Genomic DNA, 12,941 nt, shown 5'->3' with positions numbered 1-12,941 from the left:
GCAATGTCTGTACGGCTACTTGCCGCACAGCACCACGCCGTCCGGCAGTGCGCTTCCGGGGCACAGTAGTTGGGGACCGCTGCCACGTCAGCCGGATGGAGAAGCCATCACTCCTTGGGGTGGCTTTGGGCAAAGCCACCCCAAGGGCTGATTCAGGACTGGCCGGTTCCCGCCGCCTTGGCCGCGATGTCGGTCCGGTGGTGCGAGCCGTCGAGCCGCACCCGGGCGACCGCGCGGTACGCCCGTTCCCGGGCCTTGGCCAGGTCAGCGCCGGTGGCGGTGACGGACAGCACCCGGCCGCCCGCGCTCACCACGCGGCCCTCGTCGTCGATCCTGGTGCCTGCGTGCAGCACGTACGCGTGCTCGTCCTGCTCCACGACGTCCGCCAGACCGGTGATCGGGTCGCCGGTGCGCGGGGTGTCCGGATAGTTGTACGAGGCGATGACGACGGTCACGGCCGCGCCCTCGCTCCAGCGCAGCGGCTCCACCTCGGAGAGGCGGCCCGTCGCGGCGGCCCGCAGCAGACCGGCCAGCGGGGTCTTGAGACGGGCGAGGACGACCTGGGTCTCGGGGTCGCCGAAGCGCGCGTTGAACTCGATCACGCGCACCCCGCGCGAGGTCATCGCCAGACCCGCGTAGAGCAGCCCGGCGAACGGGGTGCCGCGGCGGCGCAGCTCGTCCACGGTGGGCTGCAGAACGGTCCGCTCGACCTCGTCGACCAGCTTGGGGTCGGCCCACGGGAGCGGCGAGTACGCGCCCATACCGCCGGTGTTGGGGCCCTCGTCGGCGTCCAGCGCGCGCTTGAAGTCCTGGGCGGGCTGCAGCGGGACGACCGTCACACCGTCGGTGACGGCGAACAGCGAGACCTCGGGGCCGTCGAGGAACTCCTCGATGACGACGCGGTCGCAGGCCAGCGCGTGCGCGCGGGCGGTGGCGAGGTCATCGGTGACGACGACGCCCTTGCCCGCGGCCAGTCCGTCGTCCTTGACGACGTACGGGGCGCCGAAGGCGTCCAGCGCCACGTCGATCTGCTCGGCGGTGGTGCATACGTAGGAGCGGGCGGTGGGCACCCCCGCGCCGGCCATGATCTCCTTGGCGAACGCCTTGGAGCCTTCCAGCTGCGCGGCTTCCGCGGACGGGCCGAAGCAGTCGACACCGCGGGCCCGGACCGCGTCGGCGACGCCCGCCACCAGCGGGGCCTCCGGACCGACGATCACGAAGTCCGCGCCGATCGAGACGGCGAGGTCGGCGACGGCGGCGCCGTCGAGGGCGTCGACCGGGTGCAGCTCGGCGACCTCCGCGATCCCGGCGTTGCCGGGGGCGCAGTGCAGCGAGGTGACATCGGGGTCGAGGGACAGTGAGCGGCACAGGGCGTGTTCGCGGGCGCCGCCGCCGATGACAAGGACCTTCACGTGCCCAAGGGTAGTGGCCCCGTGCGGAGCCCCGTGCCGCGCGCGGCGGCTCACTCTTTCGAGTGGGACGGATGTTCGGCCCATACCTGACCACGCGGCCTTTAAGGGATGAAATCCAAAAATCCTTCCCCCATGGTCAGCCGTTCGGCGGTAAGAAGGGAGCTTCGTCGTGTCGGAAGACGAGCGCCGGAATGCGAGGGAGCGCGCAGTGAGCCAGCCGGACATGTATCCCGAGGAGGCTCCCCGGGAGGAGCCCGTTCAACGGGCTCTGCATAGCCAGGAGGACCTGCGGGCGCTGCCTTTTCCGCTCGGCGACTGGGGCGAGCCCGCCGAACGCTTGGAGGAGCTCTACCGCTGGGCCGAGTCCGGGGCGCTCAACACCACCGACTGGTACCTCGCCGACCGGGTCTGGAAGCGGCACGGGGCGCGCGGGCTGCGGCTGGCCGCCGCGTTCTTCGGCACCGTGGGCGCGGGGCTGCCGCTGATCGAGCTGACCGGGGCCGCGGCCGGCGCCGCGCGCTGGGGTTATGTGGCGCTGCTCCTCGCCGCGGCCTGTGTCGGCATCGACCGCTGCTTCGGGCTGACGTCCGGCTGGATGCGGGACGTCGCCACCGCGCAGGCGGTGCAGCGGCGGCTGGAGGCGCTGCGCTTCGACTGGGCGTCGGAGAGCGTCCGCGAGGTGCTGGGCCCCACCGAGGGCACGGCGGCCGAGGCGGCCGAACGCTGTCTGGCGGTGCTGCGCCGGTTCTGCGAGGACGTCTCGGACCTGGTCAGGATGGAGACGGCGGACTGGATGACGGAGTTCGGGACGCGGACCGCGCCGCTGCGCGCGCAGGCCACCGTGCCGTGGGCCGCGCGCACCGAGGGGGTCCCCGCCGGCCGCTTCCCGATGGCACCCGGCGGCCGTCCGAACATGCCGCGCCAGCGGCCCCCGGAGGGGCCGGCCCGCTGAGCGGCCGGCGGCCCTTCCGTCAGCTGAGGGCCGCCTCGAACGTCGCCTCGACCGGAGGCCGCCTCAGCTGAAGACCACCATCGAGCCCTGCGCCAGCGAGCGGGTCGCCGCCGCGTGCAGGCCGAGCCAGACATGCCGTTCGCGGGCGAACGGGCTGGGATCGTACGACGGCGGGGCGGCCGGCTCCTCCAGTCCGGTGGGCCGGTCCGGCGGGGCCGGGGCCTGCGGCGGGTTGGCCGCGTCGATGCCGATCGCCGCCGCGACGGACGCGAGATCGCGCAGCAGTCCGTGGCTCGAACCCAGCGGGCCGCCGCCTTCGAGCAGTTCGTCGTTGACGACCGGGTGCGGGAAGTCCAGCGGCACGTACGCGCCGGCGTGGTCGTAGTGCCAGACGAGGTGCGACTGCTGGGCGGTCGCCTCGAACATCTCCAGCAGTTGCTCGTAGTCGCCGCCGAGCGCGTCGACGGGGGTGACCTCCAGGCCCTGCAGGTTCAACAGGAAGGCCCGGCGCAGGAAATGCAGGGCGTCGTAGTCGAAGCCGGCGACCGGGCCGACGTCGCCGGACAGCCCTGGCATATAGGTGTGGACGGGCACCGGCGGCAGGCCCGCGTCGTTCAAGGCCTTGTCGTAGCGGGCCAGTTCCTCGGAGAAAGGGTTTTCGGGGCTGTGGCAGAGCACATCCACAAGGGGAACCAGCCACAAGTCGCAGGCCACAGGCGCTCCAAGTCGTCTATGCGATCGTCGGGCCAGCGTAGTGCGAGGCGCGGTCGGCGTCAGGAGGTGGAACCCTTCCGGCTGTCCTGAAGGGTCGTTCGCGCGGTCGCCCGCCCTCGTTATCGGGGGGCCAGCTTCGCCATGAGGGCGAGGGCGTGCTCGTTGTAGTCGGCGACGATACGGCGTGCCGCGGCCAGATCGCGGTCCCGGACGGCGTCGACGAGTTCGACGTGGTCCGACCAGCAGACGCCCGCGAGCATCGGATGGGCGCGCAGATACGGGATCGAGTACATCCAGGTCTGGGTGCGGATCCGGTCGAGGAATTCGCAAATGTGTGGATTGCCCGACAATGCCGCGACTTCGCGCCAGAAGCGGATGTCACAGCCGATGAGTACGTCGAGCATGCCGGACCGCGCGGCCCGCGCCGCGGCCTCGCCACGGCGGCGCACCGACGCGAGGACATCGGCCGGCACTTCCCGCAGTTGGTCGCCCTCGATGCGCCGGAAGATCCCCTCGGTCACCAGGTTGCGGGCCTCGACCATGGAGACGAAGTCGTCGGGGCCGAACCGCCGGACCTGGAAGCCGCGGTGCTGCTCGACGTCGAGCAGGCCCTGCGCGGCCAGGTCGACCAGGGCCTCACGGACGGGCGTGGCGGAGACGCCGTACAGCTCCGCGATCTCCTTGACGGTGAAGTCCCGCCCGGCCGGGAGCCGGCCGGTGAGCACCTCGTCGCGGAGTGCGTCGGCGATCTGCTGCCGCAGGCTGTTGCGCTTCACCGGTGTGGTGTCCGCAAGCACTGCCGCCTCCTCGCCCGAACGTACGTTTCACTCCGATTACTCCGCACACGATAGGCGAAGGTTCGGAAATCAACCGCACGTCCGGGGAGGGAAGCGTGTGGGGGTTATGTGCATTTCGCGATGAGCCACGCGGTGTTGACGGCCGGCGGAGGCCGCTACCGGGGGTCGGCGGGCCGTTGCCGGGCGGTCGCCGGGGGCAAGCGCTATCCGTTGACGGCGTACCGGTCGGTCACGGCGAGCGCCTCGTCCAGTGCCGCCAGGCCCTCCTTGGCCTCGGCCTCGGTCACCGTGCACGGCGGGACGACATGCGTGCGGTTCATGTTGACGAAGGGCCACAGACCGCCCTTCTTGCACGCCGCCGCGAACTCGGCCATCGGCGCGTTGTCGGCGCCGGCCGCGTTGTACGGCACGAGCGGCTCGTGCGTCGCCTTGTCCTTGACGAGGTCGAGGGCCCAGAAGACACCGAGGCCGCGCACCTCGCCGACCGAGGCGTGCCGGGCGGCGATGTCGCGCAGCGCCGGGCCGATGACCCGTTCACCGATGTCGGCGGCGTTCTCCACGATCCGCTCCTCGCGCATCGCGTTGATGGTCGCGACGGCGGAGGCGCAGGCCAGCGGGTGGCCGGAGTAGGTGAGACCGCCCGGGTAGGCGCGGGTGGCGAAGGTCGCGGCGATCTCCGGGGAGATGGCGACGCCGCCGAGCGGCACGTAGCCGGAGTTGACGCCCTTGGCGAAGGTCAGCAGGTCCGGGACGACGCCCCAGTGGTCGGCGGCGAACCACGCGCCGGTACGGCCGAAGCCGGACATGACCTCGTCGAGGATGAAGACGATCCCGTACCGGTCGCAGATCTCCCGCACGCCGGCGAGGTAGCCGGCCGGCGGCACCAGGATGCCCGCGGTGCCGACCACCGACTCCAGGATGATCGCGGCGACGGACTGCGGGCCCTCGAACGCGACGAGCTGCTCCAGGTGCTCCAGCGCGCGCTCGCACTCCTGCTCCTCGCTCGTCGCGTGGAACTGCGAGCGGTACAGGTACGGGCCCCAGAAGTGCACGACGCCCGCCGAGGCGGTGTCCGACGGCCAGCGGCGCGGGTCGCCGGTGAGGTTGATCGCGGTGGAGGTGGCGCCGTGGTAGGAGCGGTAGGCGCTGAACACCTTGTGCCGGCCGGTGTGCAGCCGGGCCATGCGGACGGCGTTCTCGACCGCCTCGGCGCCGCCGTTGGTGAAGAAGACCTGGTTCAGATCGCCGGGGGTGACCTCGGCGATCAGCCGGGCCGCCTCGGAGCGGACGTCGACGGCGAAGCCCGGCGCGATGGTGCAGAGCTTGGCGGCCTGCTCCTGGATCGCGGCGACGACCTTCGGGTGCTGGTGCCCGATGTTGGTGTTCACCAGCTGGGACGAGAAGTCCAGATAGCGGTTGCCGTCGTAGTCCCAGAAGTACGAGCCCTCGGCCCCGGCCACGGCCAGCGGATCGATGACCGCCTGCGCGGACCACGAGTGGAAGACGTGCGCCCGGTCGGCGGCCTTGACGGCGGCTCCGGTCTCGGGATCGGCGACGGCGAAAGGAGGGGTCATGCGCTCCAGGCTAAGGATCCCCGCCGGTCAGGGACACGGTCACCTTGTATGGCACACGCCACGTTCCCCGACAGCCTGTCATGGGATCCGGTCCCACGGAGCTCCCGGAACGGGGTCCCGGGAATCCGGCGCGGGACCTTACGTGGACCCGGTGCGGGCGCCTTTCAGGCCCGGGCCACCCGCCCCGGGGACCCGCTCGAACGGTCAGACTATTCTTCGGCTACGGGTCGGCCGGAAGGCCGGGAGGAGGCACGGGGGGCATGGAAGAACTCAGGGCCGGCGATCCGCAGTGGATCGGCGCGTACCGGCTGCTGGGCCGGCTCGGCACCGGCGGTATGGGGCGGGTCTTCCTGGCCCGTTCGGAACGCGGCCGGACCGTCGCGGTGAAGCTGGTGCGGGCCGAACTGGCCGCCCAGGACGAGTTCAGGGCCCGCTTCCGGCAGGAGGTCCAGGCGGCCCGCCGGGTCGGCGGCGCATGGACGGCGCCGGTCCTCGACGCCGACACCGAGACCGAGATCCCCTGGGTCGCCACCGGCTACATCGCCGGGCCGACGCTGCAGCACGTCATCGCCAAGGAGTACGGCCCGCTGCCGGAGCGCTCGGTGTGGGTGCTGGCGGCCGGGCTGGCCCACGCGCTCAAGGACATCCACGCCGCCGGGCTCGTCCACCGCGATCTGAAGCCCTCGAATGTCATGATCACGATCGATGGCCCACGGGTCATCGACTTCGGCATCGCCCGCGCCCTGGAGACCGTCACCGGCGGGGTGACGAGCACCGGCGCGCTGGTCGGCTCGCCGGGCTTCATGTCGCCGGAGCAGGTGCGCGGCGACCGGGTCACCCCGGCCTGCGACGTCTTCTGCCTGGGCTCGGTGCTGGCGTACGCGGCGACCGGGAAACAGCCGTTCGGCGCCGCGAGCAGCGGGGTGCACGCCCAGATGTTCCGGATCGCGCAGGAGCCGCCGGACCTGGACGAGCTGCCCGGCGCGTTGCGCGAGCTGGTCGCGGAGTGTCTGGTCAAGGCGGCCGACCAGCGGCCGGACCTGGACGCGGTGCTGGAGCGGATCGCCGCCCACCCGCCGGAGGACGGCAGGACCTGGCTGCCCAGCGCGATCGTCGCGCAGCTCGGCCGGCACGCCGTGCGGCTGCTGGAGGCCGAGAACCCGCACGACGGAGGTGCCAGCCCGGCGCCCCCGGCCGCGCGGCCCGCACCCGAGCCGGAATCCGGCTCCGCTCCCCTCCCGACCCCGGCCCCTGCCTCCGCGCCGTCGCTGCCCGCCCGGCCGACCGTGGTCGACCCGGCCCCACCGGCCCCGTCCCCGTACGCGCCCGGCGGCTACGGCTACCCGCACCCCGGATACGGACACCCGCCGGAGTACGCGGCCCCGCCGCCGCGCCGGCGGCGGCAGGGTGTGCTGATCGCCGTCGCGGTGGCGGTCGCGGTGCTCGCGGGCGCCGGTGCGGCCGTCGTCGCACTCGACCTCGGCAAGGGCAAGGGCGACAGCACGGGCAACCAGGGCCTCGGCGGCGGTCCCGGGACGGGCACCCCGTCCGGCTCCGGTACGCCGCAGAACTCGCCGTCCACGTCGGAGACCGCCTCCACCCCGCCCGGTGAGGTACCCGACCGGCTCGTCGGCACCTGGCAGGCGGGGTTCGACAGCAACGGCACCAACACCCGCACGCTGACGATCCGGCGGAACGGCACCGTCACGCTGGCCGGCACCGGAAGCACCTATCAGTGCGAGTGGACGATGCACATGACGTCGGCCGGTCCGCCGCTGGCGCTGAGCCCTTCGCTCCTGACCAGCGCGGTGCCCGCCACCTCCTGCAACCCGGGGCTGTCCTCGACGCTCACGGCGATCGACGACTCCCATCTGCTGCGCGACTCCCGTGAGCCGGGCAAGGCCCCGCTCACCTACACGAAGATCGACTGACGGCGCGGAACGACGCACAGCTGGTCCACGGACGGCAGAACGCGGCGCGCCCCGGTGGTCCTGCCACCGGGGCGCGCCGCGTCGATGCCGTCGGCCTGACCGGCCGCCGTCCGTCAGAGGAACGAGTTGATCTCGATCGTCTCGGTACGGCCGGGACCCACGCCGATCGCGGAGATCGGCGCGCCCGACATCTCTTCGAGCGCCTTGACGTACGCCTGCGCGTTCTTCGGCAGGTCGTCGAAGGTCTGCGCCTTCGTGATGTCCTCGGACCAGCCGGGGAGCATCTCGTAGATCGGCTTCGCGTGGTGGAAGTCGCTCTGGTTGTAGGGCAGCTCCTCGACGCGCTTGCCGTCGATCTCGTAGGCCACGCAGACCGGGATCTGCTCCCAGCCGGTGAGGATGTCGAGCTTGGTGAGGAAGAAGTCCGTCAGGCCGTTGACGCGGGTCGCGTACCGCGCGATGACCGCGTCGAACCAGCCGCAGCGACGGTCGCGGCCGGTGGTGACCCCGCGCTCGTGGCCGATGACCCGCAGCTTCTCGCCGTCCTCGTCGAACAGCTCGGTCGGGAACGGACCGGCGCCGACTCGCGTCGTATAGGCCTTGAGGATGCCGATCACACGGCTGATCTTCGTCGGGCCGATGCCGGAGCCCGTGCAGGCACCGCCGGCGGTCGGGTTCGACGAGGTGACGAAGGGATAGGTGCCGTGGTCGACGTCGAGCAGCGTGCCCTGGCCGCCCTCCATCAGCACGACCTTGCCCTCGTCCAGCGCCTTGTTCAGAATCAGACCGGTGTCGGCGACGAAGTCCTTGATCTGCTCCGCGTAACCGAGGTATTCCTCGACGACCTGGTCGACGCTGATCGCACGCCGGTTGAAGAGCTTGACCAGGAGCTGGTTCTTCTCGTGGAGTGCGGCCTCCACCTTCTGGTGCAGGATCGACTCGTCGAAGAGGTCCTGCACGCGGATCCCGACGCGGTTGATCTTGTCGGCGTAGGCCGGGCCGATACCGCGCCCGGTCGTACCGATCTTGCGGCTGCCGAGGAACCGCTCCGTCACCTTGTCGATGGTCTGGTGATACGGAGTGATCAGATGGGCGTTCCCGCTGATCAGAAGCTTGGACGTATCGACGCCGCGGTCGTTCAGTCCGCTCAGCTCGGAGAGCAGGACCGCCGGGTCCACGACGACACCGTTACCAATGACCGGGGTACACCCCGGCGACAGGATTCCGGAGGGGAGGAGATGCAGTGCGTACTTCTGGTCGCCGACGACGACCGTGTGGCCGGCATTGTTGCCGCCCTGGTAACGCACGACATAGTCCACGGAGCCACCGAGCAGGTCAGTGGCCTTCCCCTTGCCTTCGTCACCCCACTGAGCACCGAGCAGCACAAGTGCGGGCACAGGCGTACACCCCTTCCGGGCGGGGCATGTCCAACGTGCAGAGAGCCGTCGAACCGGTGCCCCGGAATAGACCAAGCCCCTGACGCAACGGCGCAAGGGGCTCTTGCACCGAGATTTTACCTGAGGAAGGACCAAGGTGTCGGCTCAGCCACCTGACGGGCGTCAATTGCTCGTGGTCATCGACCCCGCGGCACGTGCCGTCGACGGCGAATCCGTCCGCATCGCGAAGGATGTCCTGTGTGCGGGCGCGTCCTCCGTAAAAATCGCTCTTCCGGATTCGGCCGAAGAGGTGGCCCGGGTGCTGGCCCATCGCGGCCGGCGCCGTCTGGTGGTGCTGGGCGACGACCGGACCCTGCTGCGGGCGGTGCGGGCACTGCACCATGAGCGGGCACTCGGCGAGGGCCCGCTGGCGCTGGTGCCGATCGGGCCGCGCTCCTCGCTCGCCCGGGCGCTGGGCGTGCCGGGCCAGGTGCTGCCCGCGGCGCGGGCGGTGCTCGACGGCATGGACCGCGAGCTGGACCTGCTGGTCGACGACAGCGACGGCATCGTGCTGGGCACGCTGCAGATCCCCTCCAACGGCGCGGGATCCTCGTCGCACTGGTGGTCGCCGAACAGGGATGGGGAGCCAAGCGATTCGTTGAAAGGGTGGTGGCGGGTGACGGGTGGGCGCACCGCCCGGTCGCTGGTCCGGACGCTGACGATGCCGGCGCCCTCGAACGCGCACGGGCCGGGGCACGGCCACGGGCACGCGCCGCGCCAGCGGCTGCGGATCGAGGCGGACGGGGTGGTGCTGGTGGACCTGGACCACCCCGTGCACGAGGTGTCGTTCCGGACGGTGAACCCGGGGCTCATCGAGGTCCGGGTGAGCCTTCCCGACAGCCCGGAACCGCTGTGCGTGGAGGCCGCGACCGTCACCGTCTCGGGCCGGGACTTCCGCTACCGCGCGGATTCCGCCCTCGCCGGACCGGTCAGGACCCGCACCTGGACGGTCCAGCCGGGCGCCTGGCGGCTCACGGTGCCCCGCGCCTGAGGAAGAGACGCAGATCACGCCGGGAGCCGGGCGCGTCACCAGCTGACGAGCAGTTCCTCCAGGCCCCGGATGACGTAGCCGGGCTTCCAGCGCGGTTCGGCGGCGAGCCGCAGACCCGGCGCGCGGCTCAGCAGCGTGCCGAAGGACGCGGCCAGTTCGATGCGGGCCAGCGGCGCGCCCAGGCAGTAGTGAATACCGGCACCGAAGGTGAGATGCCGGTTGTCGGCGGCCGGGCGGCGCAGGTCCAGCCGGCCGGGGTCGGGGAAGCGCGACGGGTCGCGGTTGGCGGACCCGAAGAGCAGCGCGACCTCGGAACCCCGCGGGATCACCGTGTCGCCGACCTGGATGTCGTCCAGGACCCAGCGCTCGAACATCTGCAGCGGGGTGTCGTACCGCAGCAGTTCCTCGATGGCGTCGCGGAGCAGCCCGGGTTCCGCGCGGAGCAGTTCGAGCTGATCAGGATGGCGGAACAGGGTGAACCAGCCGTTCGCTGTGGTGTTCACCGTCGCCTCGTGGCCGGCGTTGAGCAGCAGCACGCAGGTGGAGACCATCTCCTGCTCGCTGAGCGTGTCCCCGTCCTCGTAGGCGGCGATCAAGGCGCTGATCAGGTCCTCGCCCGGTGTACGGCGGCGCTCGGCGATCAGCCCGCGCAGATACTCCGAGAACTCCTCGCTCGCCCGCACCGCCCGCCGGGCGGTCTCCTCGTCCGGGTTCAGCTCGTACATCCCGCAGATGTCCGCCGACCAGGGCCGCAGCGGCTGCCGGTCGCCGGGCGGGATGCCGAGCATCTCCGCGATGACCGCGACGGGCAGCGGTTCCGCGACCCGGGCCAGCAGGTCACCGCCGCCGTCCGCCTGCAGACCATCGACCAGCTCGTCGGCCAGCCGTTGCACGGTCGGCGCGAGCCGCTCGACGGTGCGCGGGGTGAACGCCTTCGCGACCAGCCGGCGGATCCGGGTGTGGTCGGGGGCCTCCAGGTCCAGCAGGCCGTTGTCGTTGAGGACGTGGAACGGCTCGTGCCCGGCCGGCGGCGCCTCGCGGCCGAACTCCTCGTGGGTGAACCGGTGCAGATACGTACGCCCCAGCCGGCGGTCGCGCAGCAGCGCGCTCACATCGTCGTAGTGCGGGATCAGCCACTGCCGGGTGGGCTCGAACCAGTGCGCGCGGCCCGCCGCGCGCAGCGCCTCGTACGCCGGATACGGGTCCGCGACGAACGCGGCGGACCACGGGTCGAACTCCTTCACCGCCGGGCCGGACGTCTCCTGGCCGCTCATCGGTCGATCCGTCATCAGTAGGTCCGCCGGTCCTCGATCAGCCCGTGCTCGCGCAGATAGTCCAGCTGCGCCCGCACCGACAGCTCCGCCGCCGGCCACAGCGACCGGTCGACGTCGTAGTAGACGTGCGCGACCACCTGGGCGGGCGTCAGACAGCCCGCCTCCACGGCGGTCTCCACCTGCGCCAGCCGGCTCGCGCGGTGCGCGAGGTAGTACTCGACGGCGCCGCGCGCGTCCTTCAGCACCGGGCCGTGGCCGGGCAGCACCGTGTCGACGCCGGCCATCGTCATCGCCTGCAGACGGCGCAGGGAGTCGAGGTAGTCGCCGAGCCGGCCGTCCGGGTGCACCACGATCGTCGTGCCGCGCCCCAGCACCGTGTCACCGGTCAGGACGGCGCTGTCGGCCGGCAGATGGAAGGAGAGCGAATCCGCGGTGTGCCCGGGCGTGCCGACGACGCGCAGCTCCAGACCGCCGGTGGTGATGACGTCGCCCGCCGCCAGCCCCTCGTCGCCCAGCCGCAGCGCCGGGTCGAGCGCCCGGACCTTCGTCCCCGTCAGCTCGGCGAAGCGCGCGGCGCCCTCCGCGTGGTCCGGGTGGCCGTGGGTGAGGAGTGTCAGCGCGACGCGCTTGCCGGCCGCCTCGGCGGTCGCGACGACGTTGCGCAGATGCGCGTCGTCGAGCGGGCCCGGGTCGATGACGACCGCGAGATCGGAACCCGGCTCGGAGAGCAGCCAGGTGTTGGTGCCGTCCAGGGTCATCGGCGACGGGTTCGGGGCCAGGACGCAGACGGCACGTGCCGTCGCGGGGCCGCCGACCGTCGGCTGCGGCCTGCCGGGCAGGATCGCCGACGTCATTCAGCTGCTCCTTGCGACGAGTTGGGTCCTTGCTCGGATCCTTGCCCGGATCCTTGCCCGGATCCTTGCCCGGATCCTTGCCCGGATCCTTGCCCGGATCCTTGCGGAATGTGCTTGGTGAATTCCTCGTGCCCCGGCCAGCTCAGCACGATCTGCCCCTCTTCGAGCACCGCCCGCGCCAGCACCGGCGTCAGATCCCGGCCGGCCGCGCCCGCCAGGGCCGCCTTCACCGAGTCGTACGGGAGCAGCGCGCGCAGCGTCGCGATGGTCGGCGGCATCATCACCATCTCGCCGCGCCGGTAGCCCTCCACGGCCTCGGCCGGGCGCAGCCACACCGTGTGGTCGGCCTCGCCCGAGACGTCCAGGGTGCGCTGCCCGGCCGGCATCATCGCGACGAAGAACCAGGTGTCGTAACGGCGCTCCTCGAACTCCGGGGTGATCCAGCGCGCCCACGGGCCGAGCAGATCGGAGCGCAGCACCAGCTCGCGCCGGGCCAGGAAGTCGGCGAACGACAGCTCCCGGCTGACCAGTGCCTCCCGGTCGGCCTCCCAGCTCTCGCCGGTGGTGTCCGCCACGACGCTGTCACCGTCCGGACCCGCCAGCAGGACGCCCGACTCCTCGAACGTCTCCCGCACCGCCGCGCAGACCACCGCCTGCGCCGACACCGGGTCCACCCCGAGGGCGGCCGACCACTGCGCGAGCGACGGGCCGGCCCACCGGACCGGCTTCTCGTCCCGCGGGTCGACCCCACCGCCCGGATACGCGTACGCGCCCCCGGCGAAGGCCATGGAGGCGCGTCTGCGCAGCATGTGGACGGCCGGGCCGTCGCTCGTACCGTCCGGGCTGTCCCGCAGGAGCAGTACGGTCGCGGCCCTGCGCGGGGTCACGGGGGTCAGATCCCCGTTCGCCAGCGCCCGGATCCGGTCCGGCCAGGAGGCCGGGAACCACTGTCCGTCACTCGTGCCGCCGCTGCTCGTGGTCATGGGCGGGATCGTACGTCCTGCCG

11 protein-coding genes are annotated in these 12,941 nt (G+C 71.9%); 3 read left to right on the top strand and 8 right to left on the bottom strand.

Going from position 1 to position 12,941, the window contains the following annotated elements; genetic code table 11:
• Positions 1 to 152 precede the first annotated feature (152 nt).
• On the bottom strand, positions 153 to 1,412 hold the full coding sequence (gene purD, locus G3I60_RS16225) for a phosphoribosylamine--glycine ligase (RefSeq protein ID WP_164295159.1): 1,260 nt from the start codon (positions 1,410 to 1,412) through the stop codon (positions 153 to 155).
• Between the two features lie 223 nt (positions 1,413 to 1,635).
• On the opposite strand from purD, the gene G3I60_RS16220 reads away from it, so the two are divergent.
• Positions 1,636 to 2,364, top strand: a complete 729-nt coding sequence (locus G3I60_RS16220; protein WP_164295184.1) for an SLATT domain-containing protein — start codon at positions 1,636 to 1,638, stop codon at positions 2,362 to 2,364.
• A gap of 63 nt (positions 2,365 to 2,427) precedes the next feature.
• Here the strand turns inward: G3I60_RS16220 and G3I60_RS16215 are convergent, their stop codons facing one another.
• The 3 genes from G3I60_RS16215 to G3I60_RS16205 form a co-directional block, all read right to left on the bottom strand.
• Positions 2,428 to 3,078: a hypothetical protein gene (locus tag G3I60_RS16215; protein WP_138355838.1), complete on the bottom strand. Its 651-nt coding sequence runs from the start codon at positions 3,076 to 3,078 to the stop codon at positions 2,428 to 2,430.
• Between the two features lie 119 nt (positions 3,079 to 3,197).
• Positions 3,198 to 3,875 carry a GntR family transcriptional regulator gene (locus G3I60_RS16210; protein WP_138355839.1) on the bottom strand — a complete coding sequence of 226 codons (678 nt, stop codon included), beginning with the start codon at positions 3,873 to 3,875 and terminating at the stop codon, positions 3,198 to 3,200.
• Positions 3,876 to 4,078: 203 nt separating this feature from the next.
• Positions 4,079 to 5,449: an aspartate aminotransferase family protein gene (locus G3I60_RS16205; RefSeq protein ID WP_138355840.1), complete on the bottom strand. Its 1,371-nt coding sequence runs from the start codon at positions 5,447 to 5,449 to the stop codon at positions 4,079 to 4,081.
• A gap of 260 nt (positions 5,450 to 5,709) precedes the next feature.
• On the opposite strand from G3I60_RS16205, the gene G3I60_RS16200 reads away from it, so the two are divergent.
• Positions 5,710 to 7,380, top strand: coding sequence for a serine/threonine-protein kinase (locus tag G3I60_RS16200; protein ID WP_164295160.1), 1,671 nt, complete (start codon positions 5,710 to 5,712; stop codon positions 7,378 to 7,380).
• A 113-nt stretch (positions 7,381 to 7,493) separates the two neighbouring features.
• Here G3I60_RS16200 and G3I60_RS16195 read toward each other — a convergent pair whose 3' ends face one another.
• A complete protein-coding gene (locus G3I60_RS16195) occupies positions 7,494 to 8,777 on the bottom strand; it encodes an adenylosuccinate synthase (protein WP_138358690.1) in 1,284 nt (427 codons plus the stop codon).
• Positions 8,778 to 8,913: 136 nt separating this feature from the next.
• On the opposite strand from G3I60_RS16195, the gene G3I60_RS16190 reads away from it, so the two are divergent.
• Positions 8,914 to 9,807 carry a diacylglycerol kinase family protein gene (locus tag G3I60_RS16190; protein ID WP_343241257.1) on the top strand — a complete coding sequence of 298 codons (894 nt, stop codon included), beginning with the start codon at positions 8,914 to 8,916 and terminating at the stop codon, positions 9,805 to 9,807.
• A gap of 35 nt (positions 9,808 to 9,842) precedes the next feature.
• On the opposite strand, the gene G3I60_RS16185 is transcribed toward G3I60_RS16190, so the two are convergent.
• From G3I60_RS16185 to G3I60_RS16175, 3 genes are read right to left on the bottom strand one after another with little or no spacing between them, the layout of a single operon-like run.
• Positions 9,843 to 11,096 carry a cytochrome P450 gene (locus G3I60_RS16185; RefSeq protein WP_239069893.1) on the bottom strand — a complete coding sequence of 418 codons (1,254 nt, stop codon included), beginning with the start codon at positions 11,094 to 11,096 and terminating at the stop codon, positions 9,843 to 9,845.
• Positions 11,096 to 11,935, bottom strand: a complete 840-nt coding sequence (locus G3I60_RS16180; RefSeq protein ID WP_138358692.1) for an MBL fold metallo-hydrolase — start codon at positions 11,933 to 11,935, stop codon at positions 11,096 to 11,098. The genes G3I60_RS16185 and G3I60_RS16180 overlap by 1 nt, the downstream gene beginning before the upstream one ends.
• Positions 11,932 to 12,918, bottom strand: coding sequence for an NUDIX hydrolase (locus tag G3I60_RS16175; protein WP_239069892.1), 987 nt, complete (start codon positions 12,916 to 12,918; stop codon positions 11,932 to 11,934). The genes G3I60_RS16180 and G3I60_RS16175 overlap by 4 nt, the downstream gene beginning before the upstream one ends.
• Positions 12,919 to 12,941 lie beyond the last annotated feature (23 nt).

Origin of the sequence: Streptomyces sp. SID13666, assembly GCF_010548325.1 — a bacterium.
GTDB classification, from domain to species: domain Bacteria; phylum Actinomycetota; class Actinomycetes; order Streptomycetales; family Streptomycetaceae; genus Actinacidiphila; species Actinacidiphila fildesensis.
Note: the sequence above shows the minus strand (reverse complement) of the source record. Positions and strands in the feature narration are given on the sequence as shown.